Genomic DNA, 18,632 nt, shown 5'->3' on the forward strand with positions numbered 1-18,632 from the left:
AATAAACGATAATGAGAATAAATATTATTTGCAATACGTATTACACCTGTATTATTCTTCATCACAATTCATTCTCAACACCCACGCCTTATGTTGAAAAAAACATTCTTCCAAATTCACTGGTTCCTTGGTATTACCGCTGGGCTTATTTTGTCACTCATGGGCGTGACAGGTGCAATTTATTCTTATGAACAAGAAATTCTAAAATGGATGAATCCTGAAAGTTATCAGGTACAAGTTGAGCAAACAGCCAAATTGACACCTGCTGAAATCTATACACATTTTCAGCAAGTACAACCCGATTATAAAATCAATAGCATTAGCATTGCCAAAGACCCTGCGGCCTCCTCAAGCATTAATATTGCCAAAGAAGGTTCAAAACGCGGGCAAAATATTCTCATCAATCCCTATTCGGCAGAAGAACTTCCAAAAGTTAAAGGACGCGAATTTTTTCAGTTTATTCAGCAATTACACCGCAATTTAACCGTTGGGCCAGTCGGTAAACAAATCACAGGCGCATGTACGCTTATTCTGATTTTCTTTGTGTTAAGTGGCATTTATTTACGCTGGCCAAAACGTCATTCATTCAAACAATGGTTTGCGCTCAAACCTCAATTAAAAGGACGTAATTTTATTTGGGATTTACATGCCGTAGTAGGTACATGGGTGGTGATTTTCTATCTAGTTTTGGCATGCACAGGGCTATATTGGTCGTATGAGTGGTGGCGCAATGGCATGTTTAAAGTCATGGGTGTGGAAAGACCACAAGCGCAATTGCAAGCAGATGGACGCAACAAACCTGTAAATTCAAATGCTCAAGCACTTCATCAGGCTGCGCAAACACAAACTGCAGGACGCCGCGCAAACACTACAAAACCAGCCAAGCAGAATACGCTGGATCAGGCACAAATCAATCTGGCATTGACGAAGGCATGGCAACATTTCCCGCAGCAATTGGGGCAGGATTATTCCAGTATCACTTTTAATGTGCCTAAACACGCCAATAGTGAAATTGAAATTAACTTTGTCGATGTCATTCCACAACATGAACGTGCCCGCAATAACGCAACTTTTGATTATCAACAAGCACGTATTACTCAACTTGAATTATATGTAGACAAACGGCTTAATGAAAAAATCATGAGCAGTATGCTGCCTGTGCATCGCGGTAGTTTCTTTGGGCCTGTTTATCAATTTTTAGCCATGCTTTCTGCATTGATGATGCCGCTGTTTTTCGTCACAGGTTGGATGCTGTATTTAAAACGTCGTAAACAAAAGCGTTTGACTCTTGCTGCACGTCAAAACCAGACTCAATTTCAGATCGACCCAAATGCTGCACACTGGCTCATTGTCTATGCCAGCCAAACAGGTACTGCCGAACAATTGGCATGGCGCACCGCTACTAGTCTGCAAGAAGCACATCAGCCTGTCACAGTCAAAGCCCTGCAACATCTCAGCCTTGAAGATCTTAAAAACACCACCCAACTGTTATGTATTGCTAGCACTTATGGCACAGGTGATGCACCCGATTTGACCTCAAGTTTTGTGAAAAAAATCCTACCGCAAACCTGTGACCTGAGTCATTTGCGTTATGCAGTACTGGCTTTAGGTTCACGTGAATATGCAGATCATTACTGCCGTTTTGGACATACGATTGCTGCATGGTTGCAACGTAATCAAGCACATGCCTTGTTCAATACCATTGAAGTAAATAATGCCAATCCTGCAGACATACAGCGTTGGAATCAGGCTTTGGTACAGGTCACACAACTTGACTTACCAAGTATGCATATCGAAAAAACTTTTGATACATGGACCTTACAGCAACGTGACTTGCTAAATCCCAACAGTTTAGGCGCACCCGCCTTCAATATTGAACTGTTAGCACAACATGATGTGCATTGGTCTGCAGGTGATATTGCAGAAATTCAGCCTGAAAACAGCACTGCACGGATTCACGCCTTTTTAAAACAGCATCAACTCGATGCCAATACAATTCTTGCTGATGGTCAGCAAACCTTAGTACAGGCTTTGGCAGATAAAGACCTCACCGCGCCAATTCAGACATTTAAAACTGCGGATGAATTATTGGCACAACTTTCACCCTTGCCTAGTCGTGAATATTCAATTGCCAGTATTCCTTCACAACAGGTTTTAAGACTTGTGGTGCGTCAAAAATTCGATGCTCAAGGCGAGCTTGGCTTAGGTTCAGGTTGGTTAACTGCACATGCTGCACTTGGGCAAAATATCGCATTACGCATTCGCAATAATCCATCTTTCCATTTAATTGATGATGACCGCCCAATTATTTGTATTGGCAACGGTACAGGGCTTGCAGGATTAATGAGCTTATTGCATGCACGTACCCGCCTGAATTACACCCAAAACTGGTTGTTTTTTGGTGAACGTCAGCAAGCGCACGATTACTTTTATCAGCACACCATCGAGGCTTGGCAAAGCACAGGTATGCTACAACGCCTTGATTTGGCCTTTTCCCGTGATCAAGCCGAAAAAGTCTATGTACACCATAAGTTACGCGAACAGGCTGAAGAATTAAAACGCTGGATTGAACAAAATGCCGTGATTTATGTCTGCGGTAGCATTCAAGGCATGGCCAGTGATGTCGACCAAGCCTTAAAAGATATTCTAGGTGAAACTCAACTGGAACAATTACGTCAGCAAGGACGTTATCGCCGAGATGTGTATTAGGATTTGTTGACACTTTTTAAATGGCTTGCGCTGTAGCTCTATAGCTAAAACTTGGCAATTCACCCAAGTTTTATCCATAGCCTCAGCCGAAACATAATTCAGTTGAGGCAAAATTTTTCAGCAGCTTCGGCTATACTGTTTGTACAGCATCACAGTACAATAAAATTATGCAAGGCATGCAAGCAAGTCACGTACAAACACAATTTAGTCTATTTAAAAGAATATTGAGTAGCCTAATTGGATTAATTTTAGTATTGGATGGTGCCTATCTCATCAGCTTAAAGAAAATTCATTTCGGCACCGTTTTACCTGTTTTAATAGGCATGATGCTGCTGTGTTATGCCATTTTCTATACTTGGATTCAAAGCTACTTAAAACAACATACACGCTTAGATTGGCTGTGGAAATTCGGTTGGGGCGTATTTTGGCTGTGGTGCATCAGCCTGCTGATCTTTTTTACTTATATTCATTTCAGTACACAGCAGCAAAATACTGTAACCAACAATGCTAAAGTGGTGATTGTACTCGGCAGTGGCATTGAAAATGGACAACCATCGCCCACGCTCGCCAAACGACTGGATACTGCAGCCGCGTATGCCTTGGAGCATCCTCAAAGTTATTTCATTGTTAGTGGTGGCCCTGCATTTGCGGAACAACTCACTGAAGCACAGGTGATGTCTAATTATTTGCAACAACGTTATGCAATTGCAGCATCACACATTATCTTGGAAACCCAAAGCACCAGTACGGCACTTAATTTGAAAAACAGTCAGCCCTTGCTGCATACATTAGGCACAGATAAAACCCAACCGATTATAATTGTCACCAGCGACTTTCACACACCACGTGCAGCAGCCATTGCCAAACGACAAGGATACACACAGTTCAGCATGCTCAGTGCAACGACACCACTCTATACCCGCTATAACGCATGGTTACGCGAGTATTTTGCTTATATCAGTGGTTGGCTGCTGAATGAGTATTAAAAATAAAATCTAGCAAGCAGATCGCTTAATTCAAACGTATCGAGCGTGGTAAAGGAATTTGCATATCTTTAAAAAATTCAGGTTTTTGCATATACACCTGATACAAATAATTTTTTAGATCAAGCAATAACTTTTCAGGGGCAACCAATACATTCTGCCCTTCTGGGCTTAGATTCATCGAAATATTGGTGGCTTCCTGACGTAAAAATGGAATCACTTTTTCAATAAAATCTTTCAGTGAAATTTCTTCGACTTGATAATTGGCCCAATTGTCTTTAATTAACAGTTTTGCCAGACTTTTATTTTGCCACATTGCAAAAGCACGTTGCCCTGTAGGCGTGGCACAGAGCGCCCAGCCATCTTCATACAATGCAAAAACATGCCCCTGAGACACAATGGTCTCAATAAATTGCTTGTAAATATCTTGTGCATTATAAGTTTGCGTTGCTTGCTTAGATGCAGCTTTACGTTGATAAGGATTTCGCATAAGTCACGGATATTAGTATTATTATTAAATAAAAATTTTAGGCGAATTTATTGCAATACGCAAGTAATATAAGATAAATGAGGATGAAAGGATATGGTGGGCGCTGACGGGATCGAACCGCCGACATTCTGCTTGTAAGGCAGACGCTCTACCAACTGAGCTAAGCGCCCTGAAGATTAAAAAATAACATCGTTATTTTTTATGATGCAAGACAAGCGAAGCACGTCGTCTTGAACTTTGAAATACATTTTTCACATCAGGGAATGAAAAATGGCGCAGCGGACGGGGCTCGAACCCGCGACCCCCGGCGTGACAGGCCGGTATTCTAACCAACTGAACTACCGCTGCAACGGTAATTGCGTTAAGCAATTAAGGTCTTTTTTGTATATATGACAAGCATAGATACTAAAATATGGTGGGCGCTGACGGGATCGAACCGCCGACATTCTGCTTGTAAGGCAGACGCTCTACCAACTGAGCTAAGCGCCCTGATAAGATCAAAACAATATTTTGTTCTGATTTTGCAAAACTGTCAAACTTTGCATCATTTCAATTTAAGTCTATCAGGCAAACTAAACTTTTCTTTTGAATGGCGCAGCGGACGGGGCTCGAACCCGCGACCCCCGGCGTGACAGGCCGGTATTCTAACCAACTGAACTACCGCTGCATCGCAAAAGAATCTGGTGGGCGCTGACGGGATCGAACCGCCGACATTCTGCTTGTAAGGCAGACGCTCTACCAACTGAGCTAAGCGCCCTCAAAAGCAATTTATGTAAATGGCGCAGCGGACGGGGCTCGAACCCGCGACCCCCGGCGTGACAGGCCGGTATTCTAACCAACTGAACTACCGCTGCACTTACACAAAGTCACTATTGTGGTACAAACAATGGTTAAAGAATCTTAAGTGGCGCAGCGGACGGGGCTCGAACCCGCGACCCCCGGCGTGACAGGCCGGTATTCTAACCAACTGAACTACCGCTGCACGTAAGAATCTATAACGTAAAGGCTTGGTGGGCGCTGACGGGATCGAACCGCCGACATTCTGCTTGTAAGGCAGACGCTCTACCAACTGAGCTAAGCGCCCTTAACGTCTTTATCGTTTGTGAGGTGCATTATAGAGAATCTTTACCGCCTGTCAAACGCTTTTCGGCTTGTTTTCAGTTTTTTGTGACTGAGTGATTAAAAAATAGGTGATCCGCTATAAAAACAAACAAATTCTGCAAGTTATTTTAGTTTTCAAGCAAAATTAATGTGCTTTTCAACTTGTTAGCGTTGCACTCTACCTGCTCAATGTATTGGTTTTTTATGTTGCGATGAATACAACTTTATTCAATTGACTCGCACCATCAACGCACCATCAACCAAGCAACCCTAAGCTATTTAAATCTAGCTTGTGTTCAGAAATATAAACCAAGGCTTTTTCTGGAATCAGTTCAAACAATTCTAAAATATCGTGGTTACGCATCCGAATACAGCCATGCGATGCAGGAATTCCCATCGGTTCTGTGTCTGGTGTGCCATGTATATAGATATAGCGCTGAAAAGTATCGCAGCCAATGCCTTGATTAAAACCTTCTTGCAAACCACTGAGCCATAAAATGCGGCTTAAAATCCAGTCCCGTTCAGGAAATTGTTCAGCTAAATCTAAATTGTAAATTTCACCTGTCGGTTGACGCGCAATAAATACTGCATTTTCAGGTTCATTTTCACCAAATTTTAAAGCGACTTCATGCCAGCCACGTGGTGTTTTACCACTATTTTCAGTTTCACCAATGCCATTCACACCACTCGAGATGACGTAGAGTTTCTGATGCTTCGGCAAATATAAAGTTTGCTCGGCTAAATCAATCAAAATATCTGCTTGTGTGTATAAAAAAGACATTGCGCTACCCTATTCTTCTTCTTTCGTGGGCGGCTGTGGTTCAGGACGTAACCACAACCAAATACACACCACCAACATGGTGGTATTGGTAAAAATTTTGACCGCAACGGGCGCAGTTGTGAACAGCATGATCACGGCACTAATACTCATCATGATCGTTGCAAACCATTTGGCTTTACGCGGTACAGTACCATTGGCGCGCCAATCTCTGAGTGTACTGCCATATTTAGGATGATTCAGTAACCAGTTGTCCATTTGCGGCCAACCGCGTGACGATGCCCAAGCTGCTAAAATCAAAAAAACTGTAGTAGGCATACCCGGCAACAATGCACCAATAAAGCCAAGGATGACAAAGATCACCACTAAACTTCGCCATAACAAGCTTTGCATACCACTGTCCTAAACTACGAATTGCGGTAGTATAAAGCGTTTTTTAATTTTCCGTTGTAATTCTGCATTTTTCAGCATGGATTCATAATGATTGAGTTGCATCAACCCGAGCTTCTGCCCGAAGTATGGCTGACCTACAAAACCCCGCTTATCCGTCAGTTGGCTTTTAGTGTGGCAAGTCCGAATATTTTATGTGCTGTGCCTGAGCAATTGCCCATTCAACATACTTTTGAATTCCATTCAGATACTTTTTGGCAACACCATTATCACGCTTATCAATCACGTTTAGCCTATTTAGATTCACATCCCGAAGCGGTTTACGATTTTTTAAATCAACTGAAAAGTACCCGTTTAGGCTTACGCTTTGAAATGTTGATGTGGTTTTGGCTGCGTGATCGTGACTATCATCCCTTCGAATTATTGGGGCACAGTATTCAAATTATTGATGGTGCTAAAACTGTGGGTGAACTGGATTTTTTACTGCACAACCATGACACGCAGCAGGTTGAACACTGGGAAGTCGCATTAAAATACTACTTAGCCGAAGCGGATTGCTCTTTGGCACACTGGTATGGTTTAAACCGCTCCGATACTTTGGCGCGTAAACTGAATCATTTTAGTCAAAAGCAATTTCAATTTAAGCAAGCCTTGGATGTGCCGATTCAACGCCGTTTTGCTGTACTCAAAGGACAATTGTATTTCGCCATACATCACTTGGCACAATCATCTACAACACTTACGCCACACTGGATTAATCGCGCTCGTCGTTTAGGTCTTTGGGGGAGTGATATTCCTGCCCAAGCAGAACGGTTTTATCGCCTACAACGTCATGAATGGATTTGTCAAAATGCTCAAGCCAGTAGCCTACCGAATCAATGGTGGGGAGATGGCTTGTATTATCGGGCGGCACATTCACAATTTTATATGTATCGTGCTGCACCGCTGATTAGCTATCCCCCTTTAACACGCTGAATAACTGTTTCAACATTTTATTACGTAAGCACCATAAAAGTTGCCTATTTATTATTCTGTTTATTTCCTAAGCTAAAAAACACATCAAAATAATCTATCTAGAGCATATTGGAGATGATCATGAAAAAAATTCTAGTGACTTCACTGCTATTAACCTTTGTTTTAACGGGTTGTAATACAATTAAAGGCGTGGGCGAAGACGTATCTTCTGCAGGTCATGCGGTGAGTAACACTGCTGAAAAAACCCAACAAGAAATTCGCAAATAATTCTGAGTATTTCACGAATATCTTCACAAAAACCACAAAAAACCTTGTTCTCGGACAAGGTTTTTTCACGCTAAAATTTCACTTTTGTTGCATTATTCCCCTATTATTAGCACTTACTCTTGATAAACGTCTGAAACTCTCATGACCTCTTCTGCTACTCTGGATTTAAGCCTTCAGCTTTTACGCCAACCGTCTGTCACTCCTGTCGATCACAACTGTCAAAACCTCATGGCAGAACGCTTAGAAAAAATTGGATTTAAGATTGAATCTATGCGTTTTGACGATGTAGATAACCTCTGGGCGCGTAAAGGTACAGAAGCACCTGTCTTTTGCTTTGCAGGTCATACAGATGTTGTACCGACAGGCAATTTAGACGCATGGAATACCGATCCATTTGTACCTGAAATTCGTGATGGCAAACTTTATGGTCGTGGCAGTGCCGACATGAAAACAGCATTGGCAGCCATGGTCGTTGCCTCTGAACGCTTTGTCGCCAAACATCCTGACCACAAAGGCTCAATTGCCTTTTTAATCACCTCAGATGAAGAAGGCCCCTCTATTAACGGCACCGTAAAAGTTGTAGAAACGTTGGAAGCACGTCATGAAAAAATGACTTGGTGTTTGGTGGGTGAACCTTCAAGTACCCATAAATTAGGCGATATTATTAAAAATGGGCGTCGCGGTTCGCTTAATGGTGTCTTAACGGTAAAGGGTAAACAAGGTCATGTGGCTTATCCACACTTGGCAATTAACCCGATTCATACCGCGTCTAAAGCGATTTCGGAACTTTGTGAAACGGTGTGGGATCATGGCAATGAATACTTCCCTGCCACCTCATTTCAAATTTCAAATATTCAAGCAGGAACAGGCGCGACCAATGTTGTCCCTGGCAATATGACGGTGACCTTTAACTTCCGTTATTCGACTGAAGTGACTGCAGATGAACTAAAAGCTCGCGTCTTGGAAATTTTAGATCGCCATCAAGTGGATTATGAAATCGAGTGGACGCTTTCAGGTTTGCCATTTTTAACCCCTGTAGGTGAATTGGTTAATGCTGCACGTCAAGCCATTCGCAATGTCACAGGTGTTGAAACAGAATTATCGACCAGTGGCGGTACATCTGATGGTCGCTTTATTGCGCCAACAGGTGCGCAAGTGTTGGAATTAGGCGTACTCAATGCCACCATTCACCAAATTAACGAGCATGTTGATGTGGCTGATTTAGAGCCATTGGCAGAAATTTATGAACAGATTTTGGAAGGATTACTAACTTAAATCCAATAAGATTAGTTGCATGAAGCAGAAAAGGAACTCTATTTGAGTTCCTTTTCTATTTTACAACGGAGAAAATTGCGTTTAAGCCGTCAAGTTTTCTTGAATGTATTGTAAATTTGGTACATGAAAGACCTGCTCACCCATACGGACATATTGGAATACCGCAGGATCAGTCGTGGTTTGTTGGTCATCATCTACCACTTCAGAAATACGCAAGCGCAGTGTTTTAGGCATTTCATTGCACATCAAAGCAAAACGCTGCTCCATTTCATCACCTTCAATGACCAGTGCCACGCCCATTTTTTTCTCTGGGTCATTGACTGCATAAACAGGCAATTGCGATTCGTGCCATTCCACAGTTTTAACTTGAGTGGCGTTATCCAGCGCTGACAACACAATATTTTGAGGTATCAGCATCGGTTGTTTACCATGACATTCAACAATATAAGCATCAATAAAACCGGTAGATACGGTAATTAAATGTTGCAGCTCTTGCTGACTGATTTGCCCGAGTAAATTTGGACTATTCGTCTGACTCATCGTTTACCCCTGACTGACTGCTAATAATTGTTCAATATTGGCAAGCAATTCTGCCTCTTGGAACGGTTTCCCCATGTAATGCGTCACACCTAAGCTAAACGCTCGTTCGCGGTGTTTTTCACCTGTACGTGACGTAATCATGATGATCGGCAGATTGCTATGCATGTCGTGGTGGCGCACAAGGTTAGTCACCTCAAAACCATCCATACGTGGCATTTCAATATCCAGTAACATCAAGTCAGGTTTGACGTTTTCAAGCTGCTCCATGGCATCGACACCATCTTTAGCAGTCACGATATCATAACCTTGACGCTCAAGCAGACGTGAAGTTACTTTACGTACGGTGACTGAGTCATCCACGATCATAATTAAGCGGCGCGTATCACGACGTTGGCTATCACGTTGATCGCTGGCTTGTTTGGTACGTTGCGTTGCAAGAATTTGACGGGCAATGTTCTGACCATCCAAAATCAAACAAACTTGACCATCACCCAAAATAGTTGCGCCTGCAATTGCACCAATGCTTGAGAACTGTTGTCCAATTGGTTTCACAACAATTTGACCACGCGAACCAATCAACTGATCGACTAGTAAAGCAATGGTTTGACCTGTGCTGCCTTTAATTAACAGAACAGGTAGTGAATGACCCACATGGCTTAAACGCGGTAATGGCTGATTGCCAACGAACTCAGATAAGTAACGTAACTTGTAGTTCTGGTTGTCAATTTGGAAGAAATCTTCATTGCTGTTGAAGTAAGATTCCAAAGTGGTTGGTGCAATACGTACAATACGGTCAATTTGCGCCAACGGTACAGCAAATTGTTGATCACCAACTTTAACCATTAAGGCATCGGATACCGCAACCGTCGTTGGTACACGAATACTAAAGGTTGTGCCTTGACCTAATGTTGAATCTACAGAAACGTGACCGCCGAGCGCCTTAATCTCACTTTGCACCACGTCTAAACCAACGCCACGACCTGAAATTTGTGTAACCGATTGTGCTGTTGTAAAGCCTGGGTGGAAAATGTATTGCAGAATTTCGTTTTTATCTAAATTCTGATCGGCTTTGATTAAACCTAAGCTCAATGCTTTTTCTTTAATCTTGGCATCATCAATACCCTTACCATCATCCACAAAAGTCACCACAACATCTGTGCCTTGACGGGTAATGTTCAGTTCAATTTTACCAACTTCAGGTTTATTGGCTGCAGCACGTTGTGCAGGGTCTTCAATCCCATGGTCGACCGCGTTGCGCAGCATGTGTTCAAACGGTGTCACCAAACGCTCTAGAATGGTACGGTCTAATTCACCTTCAGTGTTATAAACCACCAGTTCTGTCGGACGGTTTAAGGTCGATGAAGTCTGACGCACAATACGTTGTAAACGTGGCAATAAACGTGAGAATGGTACAAGGCGTGTACGCATCAAGCTTTCTTGAATTTCAGCCTGAATACGTGATTGTTGTAATAACAAACCTTCGGCATCACGAATTTTTTCAGCCAAGGTGCTCTTAAAGTCCACCAAGTCCGATGCAGATTCCGCCAGAGATTTAGACAACTGATTCAACGATGAATATTGGTCCATCTCTAATGGGTCAAAGTCTGCATAACGTGAGTTTTCAGAACCATGCTTGGCAATAATTTGCGATTCCAGCTCGCCTTCCATTCGGCGTAACTGATCGGCAAGACGTTTAATCGCCAATTCCATCTCATTCAACGTACCGCCTAGTTGCCCAAGCTCCATTTCAATACGTGAACGGTTAATCGAGTTCTCGCCTGACAAGTCAATCATCTTCTCGACTAAATCGGCAGAGATACGAATCATCTCATTGCTATTATCCAGCTGTGTGGTTTCGCCCCACTCACCCGACATTGCAGGTGGCTCTGTACCATCACCCTGAACAAACTCATAACTACGGCTTGGCGATAACAAGTCGGTATGCGTTAAACGCTCGGGCAATTGCGCAGATACATCTACAAACTGCATCGCCGACAAGCTAGATTTTAAGCTGTCATAATTGCTGTAATCTGCTTTGAAGATTGCATCACGCAACCACGCCAACGTGGTTTGCAATAAAGCATCATAAACATTTGAGTTAAATTGATGCACAGCAAACTGTTCAAAGGCACTTTCAAGTTGATAGGCGATTTGCGCAACAGACTCAATTTCAGCCATACGTGCACCGCCTTTTAAGCTGTGCGCCGCACGTTGTAATTGAAGCAAGATACTTCGGTCACTACGCTGTTCAAACCATTGTTTCAAGCGCTGATCTGCAGCATCCAAAATTTCTTCCGCTTCTTCTCTGAAAGTCTCAACCACAATTGAATGTAATTGCTCATCTTCAGATTCAGCACTTGCTTCAAGACTTACAGTTTCTGTGATCGGCTCAAATTCCGCAGCAGCAGCGTCTTCAAAATGTGCATCATCAGCAATAACTGCGTCATCTTCAGCTAAATCTGCAGTTGTATCTTGCAACGCTTCTACCGCCAACTCAGGCTGTGCATCAACCTCTTCTACTGCGTCAATAGTCTGTTCAGGCTGCGCTGCGGTTGTCGCACTTGCAACTGACACATCTGCATCGCCTTGTGCCAAGCTAACAATGTTGCCTAAAATTGCAATCGACTCTGGCGCAGCATAGTCCACACGCTCATCACGAATGGTCTGAATACGGTCTGCAATATCATCTTGCACCAAACGAATAATTTGAATTAACGCAGGTGAAACAACAATTTGGTTGTTAATGATACGCTCGTAAATCGACTCAAGGTTGTGTGCAATTAAACCAATATGCGTCGCAGAAATCATATTTGCACCACCTTTTAAAGTGTGCAAATAACGCATTAAGTTGTTTAAAGCCGAAGTATCGCTGGCGTCTTTTGACCAAGTATTGACATCTTCATCCATACCCACCAAAAGCTCTTCTGCTTCTTCCAAGAAGATATCCAGCAAGTCAGGATCGAAGTCTTTGTTGGCATCATCGGCATGCATGTTTTGTTGATCTGATGCAATACGTTGTGACAATTGCGCCAAATTCACTGTGCCCGAATTTTCGCTAGCAACTGCAGCAGGCACCGCTTCAGGTTCTGCAACAACTGTTGTTTCTACAGCATTGTCGCTCACTGATGTTTCAGCATCTTCAAGTGCAATTGCATCAATGTCTTGCTGCACAAATGCAGTTAAGTCATTTAAGGTTTTCTGAATGTCTTCTGTAACCGTAACACGCTGTCCCGCAGCCAAGGTATCGAATAAATGAATAAACTCTTGGTGTGCCTGTGCAAATAACTCATAACCATATTCAGAGTTAAGCAGAATTGGTTTGGCTAAAACACTGTCGTAAGCAGCTTTAAGTTCTTCAGTAAATTGATGAATACCCACAGACGCACGGTTATCGGTATGCTCTACCAACAATTGCGCTTGTGCGCTGAGTTCTTCTAAATAGCTTGGGAATTGCGCTTGCGCCAATTTATCAAATTCAAATTCGGCATCAAGTAAACGATCAATATTCAGTTCGATTAGCTTCGATACTAAACCTTGAGGATTAGAGTCTTCTGTATCGCTGGTGCTAAAGCCGTAGCTATCCCATGCTTTATTAAAAGTTGCATAGATTACATCTAAACCATCACAGTGACCTTGACGAAGTACATGCAGATAATCCCGGACAAATTCTGCATATTGCACCAACAGCGCAGTTTCTTTTGATGTAGATTCAATTTCATCTTGTACAAACGCTTTAAACAAGTTTTCAACTTTAGAACTGGCTTGAAAAACTTGATCAATTTGCGCCATAGACGAACTGCCGCGCAGTGTATGTAATGCACGGATTAAGCCATTATAGTCTTGTGAGTAAATCTGATCTTGTGCCAAGAACTGATCAATGGTCGCTAAATGCTCTTCAGCTTCTTCTACAAAAATAGCCAGAGTTTCAGCCAATAGACTCGCATCAGCAGCCTCTTCTTGTGCAACTTCTGTCTGCGGCATTTCTTCAGCAGTCATTACATCTTCAGATGATTCAACTGCTGCGACAGCTGCTGTTTCAACTGCAGCATCCGTCAATTCTAGTCCTGTCGGCATATCAGTGGCAGTCAGTTGATCTGCTAAAACCAGCAACTCTTCCAATGCAGGTTCAGGACTTTGGTTTTGCTGTAATTGTTGTCCTAAAAGCACCAATGGGCGTAAATCAAGATCAATTAAACCGACTTGCTTAAAAATTGGATAAAGCTTGTATTGATAAATATTTAAAACAGTTTTTGCGTATTTTTGAATATCAGTATTGAGTGTTACCGCACCCGAAAGCACACGGTTTAAAGTATCTTCAACCGTCCATGCCAACTCGCCCGCAGACTTCGCACCCACCATGCGACCCGAGCCTTTTAAAGTGTGAAAGTGACGACGAATAGTTACTAAAGTTTCTTGATCTGTTGGGTTCGCAAACCAAGTTGTAAATAATGGATTTAATTCTTCGAAGATTTCTTCAATTTCTTCGACAAAAATTTCAAGAATTTCCGCATCTTGCTCAAGATAACTATCTTCAGGAAGCGTCATTGTTTCGACTAAATTTTTTAATATTTCTTTCATAGCTAAGGCTTCTTACGTTTTCAGCACCAAAAGGCACTTCAACTTAATTGTAACCATCCTGAATGCCCCTAACCCAAAAGTTAAGTTCATCTTTGCGATGCTTTATCTCTGAATGATGGTGTACCCATAACAGTGTATAGGTACACCTTTCCCCAAGCTGGAATCCCGCTTATTCAGGTAGTTTAAAGTCAGTTACAGATTCACGTAATGATTCTGCCATGTTGGCCAACTCAGATACCGAACGTGCAGTATCGAAAGTTGCACTGGTCGTTTGCGAGGTAATTTCCTGTACAACGTTCATCGTGGTTGCAATGTGACCTGCAGAAGCAGACTGAAGTTTTGCAGCATCCGAAATGTTAGAAATCAATTTCGCAAGGTTGGTCGATACCGTTTGAATTTCATCCAGTGCAACACCCGCATCCTTAGATAAGTTCGCACCACGTACAACTTCCGATGTGGTTTGTTCCATCGAAATTACGGCTTCGTTGGTATCGGTCTGAATGGTTTTAACCAGTGTTTCAATCTGCTTGGTTGCAGATGCTGAACGTTCCGCTAGACGCTGTACCTCGTCGGCTACGACTGCGAAACCACGACCTGCTTCACCCGCCATAGACGCCTGAATTGCTGCGTTTAATGCCAAGATGTTAGTTTGGTCGGCAATATCGTTAATCAAGGCAACGATGTTACCAATCTCTTGTGAAGATTCACCCAAACGCTTAATACGTTTAGAGGTTTCTTGAATCTGCTCACGAATGATATCCATACCTTCAATTGAACGGTTTACAACGTCTGCACCATTCGATGCAATATGTACTGAACGTTCTGCTACCGCTGCTGATTCTTCAGCGTTGGCAGATACTTGGTCAATCGACATTGCCATTTCGTTAATTGCGGCAGATGCACCTGCAATTTCTTGCGCCTGATGCTCAGATGCTTCAGCAAGCTGGTTGGTAATGTTCTGTGTGGTTGCCGTATATTGTGCAACTTCGTGCGATGTTTCGTGAATACGCGATACAAGGTCACGTAATTGGTCAATTGCGAAGTTAATCGAGTCGGCAATTGCACCCGTGAAGTCTTCCGATACTGTTGCGTATGAACGTAAGTCACCATCTGCAAGGTCGGCAATCTCATCGAGTAAACGTAAAATCGCGTTCTGGTTACGGTCATATTCATCTTGTAGACGAACCACGCGAGTTTTATCGGCTTCACCACGTAAGTTCAAGAGTTTGAATACACAGAATAAGAACGCAAGTAATGCTGCAATTAAGCCAATTGCAGGAATTGCAATAGACCAACCTGAACCGCTAGACAATTTATTTAAATTGGTTAAAAGCTTATCTGACTGATCAAAAATAGAAGATGATGCCTGACGTACTTTTACAATTTGTGTTGAGTTATTTAAAACTGTTGCAGCAGCAGATTTCAATACATCTTCATATTCTGCTTGAATACCTTCTAATGAACTACGTAAATCTTCTTGAGTAATACGTTGTACACCAAGTTCCGCACTACCATTTAACTGTGCTGCCAAGTAAGCACCAAACGTTTCGGTATCGGCACTAAAGTCATCTGCAGATTCACGTGAACTGTCTGTACCTGTTAATACAGAACTGATTGAACGTAAAATACGTTCTGCAATGAATACTTGGTTCTTTGCAATAACCACCTGGCTACTTGGCATGTCTTGACGTGCCATTTGGTCAACCATCAAGTTATATTCAGCCTGAATACCCGGAATGGTTTCACCAATTGCAATGTTGGTGTCATAGAGTTGGTTAATGATTTTTTGTTGCGAAGCAATCAAATCAATATTTTCAGAAACCGATTTCCACTGTGTTTCCACTTCACGCAGTGTATCTGTGCTGGCATGAATATCCTTCACTGTTTCTAAGTGAGCAGCAAAGGCTTTTTGTGAATCTGTTAAGTTTTTAATAGATTCAGGCGTACCTGATGCAGTCGCTTCGGTTGCTTGACGTGAAATGGTTTGTGACAACAGACGTAAATCACCCAAACTACGGGTAAAATCGTTATTACGCGGCACGCTATAAAAAAGGTATAACAACAGGAAAAGCGATAAGATGATACAAAAAGCTGCGCCTAAAATAAGTGGCTTAGATTTTTCTGTTTCGCCAAATACACTCGCAAACTCTTCTGTTCGCGCCTGTAATTTTGCAAAAAAACCTGGACCACTTGCTTTACGGACGGTTTCTTCGCCTGAATTTTTCTTTTTAAGTTTAAAGCCCATGCAGCTTCTCCCCGATTGACGCCTTCATTTTTTAGGTGCGCGACAGTTAATTTATAAATTTTATAGATGCGTTCATGTATTTTGGGTTTTGCAATAAACGACTAAATAAGAAAACATGCCATTGTTGGTTATGTTGGTGAAAATACCCCTGACAATATTCTTGTAAATTACTATCTAAATCATTGTGTTTAGAAAAGAAACTTTTCTTATTAAAGTGCTGTATACCCAAAACTTGATCTACAACTAAACCGACATAATGGTCATTATGACTAATACACATTACTTTTTGAGTAGGTGAATATTGGCTGCTTTGCCCAGAAACATAATGTGCCAAATCTGAAACTGAAAGTAATCTTCCGCGAATATTCGCTAAACCTACTACCCAAGGTTGGGTATTTGGCACTGGCGTATATTTCGGTGGATAAATAACCTCAGAAACTTCTCCTAATGGAGCAACGAAATATTGCCCCATCATCTCAAAAGCAATGCCTGACCAGCGGTTTACCTCATTTTCGGTACTAACGTAGTTTTTGTTTCCACGTTTAGATAACCGAAGCAATTCAATAAAACCATTTGCAGCCATAGCTTATCCTGCATTAAGGTGTTGATTAATCACATCAATTAATTGTTTTTCGTCAACAGGCTTAGTTAAGTAATCGCTTGCACCTTGGCGTTTTCCCCAAACACGATCAGTTGCCTGATCTTTGGTACTCACAATTACAATTGGAATGTGTTTGGTGGTGTCACCACGCGAAATTTGACGTGTTGCCTGAAAGCCATTCACGCCTGGCATAACCACATCCATTAATACTAAATCTGGTAATTCAGCTTGCGCCATGGTCACGCCATCTGCACCATTCGCTGCTTCAATGACTTCAAAACCATGCTTGGTCAAGATTTCTCTAAAGCGGAATGTTTCTGTAGGTGAATCATCTACAATAAGAATACGAGCCATTATTTTCCCCAATAAATCTAACTAACTAATAATTATGCGGTCACGTGGTTACGAATGGCGTTTAATAATTCATCTTTACTAAATGGTTTAGTCAGATACTCATCAGAACCCACGACACGTCCTTTAGCTTGGTCAAATAAACCATCTTTACTTGATAGCATAATGACAGGAATGTTTTGGTAGTTTTGCGAGTTTTTAATTAAGGCACACGTTTGGTAACCATCTAGGCGTGGCATCATAATATCTACGAATACGATATCTGGATTTGATTCTGCAATTTTGGATAAAGCTTCAAATCCATCAACTGCGGTAACCACTTCACAACCTTCACGCTGCAGAAGTGTTTCAGCTGTACGGCGAATGGTTTTTGAATCATCAATCACCATGACTTTTAGATTTTGGAATTTATCGTCCATTCAATGACCCTTCCCATTTTTGTTTGTACAAGCAACTGAGTAGAAAAATCTTACACATTGATCGTATTTTTAACATATCTTTACTTGTAGTTTCAATGAACATATTTAGTGTAAATCTACACTTTTACACCATTATCACCAAACCGCTCACACTTTCGTGTGACCATTGATATTTTTTATCGGTTGTATTTTTTTAATTCCTAATTTTGATCTAATATAACACTATTATTACGTGTAATTTAAGTAATTTAGTCAACTTTATTGTGGGGGACAACGTGAGCACTTTTTTTGCAAAATCACTCGCTGTCAAATTAAAACAAAATAAGCAGTCACTTAAATTGGGCATGCTTGCTTTACTGCTCTTGTCCTCTGCCCCACTCATGGCTGACAGCCAGAACAAAGCGGTGTGGTATCGCTATTATGATCAACATGGCGTTGCAAATATTAGTAGTAATGTGACACCTAATCATATTCGTCATGGCTATGAAGCATTAGACCGTAACATGCAAGTAATTCAGCGCGCACGTCCATACAACACTGAAATGGATATTAAAAAAGCCCCACAACGTGCTGCTCAAGCGTATCAAATGGAATCTGATCAGCGTTTGAAAAACGCCTATACCAATAGTCAAACCGCAATCACTAAACGTAATAACGCTTTAGCGCATATTAAAAAGCAAATTATTTTCCAACAAGAACAACTCAAACAGCTGCAAAATGACCGTATTACTTTTAAACGTCAAGAAATGGAATATTTACGCAAGGTCAAACCTGTGCCTGCACAACTAAAAACCAATTTGGACAATAACTTAAAAAACATCGAGCTTAAAAAAGATATGATTCAATCTTTACAAACAAGCTATCGAAATACACAAGCAGAATACGACAGAATTATTACTCGCTTAAAAGCACTTGAATAGTTGATTTGAA

15 protein-coding genes and 8 tRNA genes are annotated in these 18,632 nt (G+C 41.7%); 6 read left to right on the plus strand and 17 right to left on the minus strand.

Translation table 11 applies throughout. The annotated features are described in order from the left end of the window. Positions 1-90: 90 nt before the first annotated feature. Positions 91-2,709 carry a sulfite reductase flavoprotein subunit alpha gene (locus FTU09_RS10590; RefSeq protein ID WP_180080256.1) on the plus strand — a complete coding sequence of 873 codons (2,619 nt, stop codon included), beginning with the start codon at positions 91-93 and terminating at the stop codon, positions 2,707-2,709. 167 nt (positions 2,710-2,876) lie between these two features. After that, positions 2,877-3,695 (plus strand): YdcF family protein, encoded by an 819-nt coding sequence (locus FTU09_RS10595; protein WP_131261500.1) that lies wholly within the window; start codon positions 2,877-2,879, stop codon positions 3,693-3,695. Positions 3,696-3,720: 25 nt separating this feature from the next. Here the strand turns inward: FTU09_RS10595 and FTU09_RS10600 are convergent, their stop codons facing one another. The 11 genes from FTU09_RS10600 to FTU09_RS10650 form a co-directional block, all read right to left on the minus strand. Further along, the gene (locus FTU09_RS10600; RefSeq protein WP_004977378.1) at positions 3,721-4,182 is read right to left on the minus strand and encodes a DUF2750 domain-containing protein; all 462 of its coding nucleotides are present in this window, start codon (positions 4,180-4,182) and stop codon (positions 3,721-3,723) included. A gap of 94 nt (positions 4,183-4,276) precedes the next feature. Then, positions 4,277-4,352: transfer RNA gene (locus tag FTU09_RS10605), tRNA-Val, on the minus strand. A 101-nt stretch (positions 4,353-4,453) separates the two neighbouring features. After that, positions 4,454-4,530, minus strand: a tRNA-Asp gene (locus tag FTU09_RS10610). 65 nt (positions 4,531-4,595) lie between these two features. Further along, positions 4,596-4,671, minus strand: a tRNA-Val gene (locus FTU09_RS10615). Between the two features lie 101 nt (positions 4,672-4,772). After that, positions 4,773-4,849: transfer RNA gene (locus FTU09_RS10620), tRNA-Asp, on the minus strand. Between the two features lie 14 nt (positions 4,850-4,863). After that, positions 4,864-4,939, minus strand: a tRNA-Val gene (locus FTU09_RS10625). 20 nt (positions 4,940-4,959) lie between these two features. Continuing rightward, positions 4,960-5,036, minus strand: a tRNA-Asp gene (locus FTU09_RS10630). A gap of 51 nt (positions 5,037-5,087) precedes the next feature. Next, positions 5,088-5,164: transfer RNA gene (locus FTU09_RS10635), tRNA-Asp, on the minus strand. Between the two features lie 26 nt (positions 5,165-5,190). Then, positions 5,191-5,266 (minus strand) — tRNA-Val (locus tag FTU09_RS10640). A 273-nt stretch (positions 5,267-5,539) separates the two neighbouring features. Then, positions 5,540-6,064, minus strand: a complete 525-nt coding sequence (elsL, locus tag FTU09_RS10645) for a cell wall-recycling L,D-carboxypeptidase ElsL (RefSeq protein WP_131261501.1) — start codon at positions 6,062-6,064, stop codon at positions 5,540-5,542. Between the two features lie 9 nt (positions 6,065-6,073). Continuing rightward, positions 6,074-6,454 (minus strand): YbaN family protein, encoded by a 381-nt coding sequence (locus tag FTU09_RS10650; protein ID WP_004968265.1) that lies wholly within the window; start codon positions 6,452-6,454, stop codon positions 6,074-6,076. An 87-nt stretch (positions 6,455-6,541) separates the two neighbouring features. Between FTU09_RS10650 and FTU09_RS10655 the strand changes: the two genes are divergently transcribed. The 3 genes from FTU09_RS10655 (at position 6,542) to dapE (ending at position 8,968) form a co-directional block, all read left to right on the plus strand. Further along, positions 6,542-7,426, plus strand: coding sequence for a DUF1853 family protein (locus FTU09_RS10655; protein ID WP_154320467.1), 885 nt, complete (start codon positions 6,542-6,544; stop codon positions 7,424-7,426). 120 nt (positions 7,427-7,546) lie between these two features. After that, complete coding sequence (locus tag FTU09_RS10660) at positions 7,547-7,693, plus strand: entericidin A/B family lipoprotein (RefSeq protein WP_004968261.1); 147 nt, start codon at positions 7,547-7,549, stop codon at positions 7,691-7,693. Positions 7,694-7,834: 141 nt separating this feature from the next. Continuing rightward, positions 7,835-8,968 carry a succinyl-diaminopimelate desuccinylase gene (gene dapE, locus FTU09_RS10665; protein ID WP_179988577.1) on the plus strand — a complete coding sequence of 378 codons (1,134 nt, stop codon included), beginning with the start codon at positions 7,835-7,837 and terminating at the stop codon, positions 8,966-8,968. Between the two features lie 81 nt (positions 8,969-9,049). Here the strand turns inward: dapE and FTU09_RS10670 are convergent, their stop codons facing one another. From FTU09_RS10670 to pilG, 6 genes are all read right to left on the minus strand, one after another. Further along, positions 9,050-9,508, minus strand: a complete 459-nt coding sequence (locus FTU09_RS10670) for a hypothetical protein (RefSeq protein WP_167846162.1) — start codon at positions 9,506-9,508, stop codon at positions 9,050-9,052. A gap of 3 nt (positions 9,509-9,511) precedes the next feature. Continuing rightward, positions 9,512-14,086 carry an Hpt domain-containing protein gene (locus FTU09_RS10675; protein ID WP_180080259.1) on the minus strand — a complete coding sequence of 1,525 codons (4,575 nt, stop codon included), beginning with the start codon at positions 14,084-14,086 and terminating at the stop codon, positions 9,512-9,514. 169 nt (positions 14,087-14,255) lie between these two features. Continuing rightward, a complete protein-coding gene (locus FTU09_RS10680) occupies positions 14,256-16,331 on the minus strand; it encodes a methyl-accepting chemotaxis protein (protein WP_179988579.1) in 2,076 nt (691 codons plus the stop codon). A 46-nt stretch (positions 16,332-16,377) separates the two neighbouring features. After that, positions 16,378-16,914, minus strand: a complete 537-nt coding sequence (locus FTU09_RS10685; RefSeq protein ID WP_004975527.1) for a chemotaxis protein CheW — start codon at positions 16,912-16,914, stop codon at positions 16,378-16,380. Between the two features lie 3 nt (positions 16,915-16,917). Next, the gene (locus FTU09_RS10690; protein ID WP_004975526.1) at positions 16,918-17,286 is read right to left on the minus strand and encodes a PleD family two-component system response regulator; all 369 of its coding nucleotides are present in this window, start codon (positions 17,284-17,286) and stop codon (positions 16,918-16,920) included. 32 nt (positions 17,287-17,318) lie between these two features. Continuing rightward, the gene (gene pilG / locus FTU09_RS10695; protein WP_004975524.1) at positions 17,319-17,702 is read right to left on the minus strand and encodes a twitching motility response regulator PilG; all 384 of its coding nucleotides are present in this window, start codon (positions 17,700-17,702) and stop codon (positions 17,319-17,321) included. Between the two features lie 275 nt (positions 17,703-17,977). Here pilG and FTU09_RS10700 point away from each other — a divergent pair, with 275 nt between their 5' ends. After that, a complete protein-coding gene (locus FTU09_RS10700) occupies positions 17,978-18,622 on the plus strand; it encodes a hypothetical protein (protein ID WP_180080262.1) in 645 nt (214 codons plus the stop codon). Positions 18,623-18,632 lie beyond the last annotated feature (10 nt).

The organism is Acinetobacter sp. YH12058, assembly GCF_013419805.1.
In the GTDB taxonomy this organism is placed as follows: Bacteria; Pseudomonadota; Gammaproteobacteria; order Pseudomonadales; family Moraxellaceae; genus Acinetobacter; species Acinetobacter towneri.

Coding starts and splice junctions, on each gene's coding strand:
- pilG (WP_004975524.1), bottom strand. CDS start 17,702: ATGGACGATAAATTCCAAAATCTAAAAGTCATGGTGATTGATGATTCA.
- FTU09_RS10670 (WP_167846162.1), bottom strand. CDS start 9,508: ATGAGTCAGACGAATAGTCCAAATTTACTCGGGCAAATCAGTCAGCAA.
- FTU09_RS10650 (WP_004968265.1), bottom strand. CDS start 6,454: ATGCAAAGCTTGTTATGGCGAAGTTTAGTGGTGATCTTTGTCATCCTT.
- FTU09_RS10685 (WP_004975527.1), bottom strand. CDS start 16,914: ATGGCTGCAAATGGTTTTATTGAATTGCTTCGGTTATCTAAACGTGGA.
- elsL (WP_131261501.1), bottom strand. CDS start 6,064: ATGTCTTTTTTATACACACAAGCAGATATTTTGATTGATTTAGCCGAG.
- FTU09_RS10680 (WP_179988579.1), bottom strand. CDS start 16,331: ATGGGCTTTAAACTTAAAAAGAAAAATTCAGGCGAAGAAACCGTCCGT.
- FTU09_RS10660 (WP_004968261.1), top strand. CDS start 7,547: ATGAAAAAAATTCTAGTGACTTCACTGCTATTAACCTTTGTTTTAACG.
- FTU09_RS10590 (WP_180080256.1), top strand. CDS start 91: ATGTTGAAAAAAACATTCTTCCAAATTCACTGGTTCCTTGGTATTACC.
- FTU09_RS10690 (WP_004975526.1), bottom strand. CDS start 17,286: ATGGCTCGTATTCTTATTGTAGATGATTCACCTACAGAAACATTCCGC.
- FTU09_RS10600 (WP_004977378.1), bottom strand. CDS start 4,182: ATGCGAAATCCTTATCAACGTAAAGCTGCATCTAAGCAAGCAACGCAA.
- FTU09_RS10655 (WP_154320467.1), top strand. CDS start 6,542: ATGATTGAGTTGCATCAACCCGAGCTTCTGCCCGAAGTATGGCTGACC.
- FTU09_RS10595 (WP_131261500.1), top strand. CDS start 2,877: ATGCAAGGCATGCAAGCAAGTCACGTACAAACACAATTTAGTCTATTT.
- FTU09_RS10675 (WP_180080259.1), bottom strand. CDS start 14,086: ATGAAAGAAATATTAAAAAATTTAGTCGAAACAATGACGCTTCCTGAA.
- dapE (WP_179988577.1), top strand. CDS start 7,835: ATGACCTCTTCTGCTACTCTGGATTTAAGCCTTCAGCTTTTACGCCAA.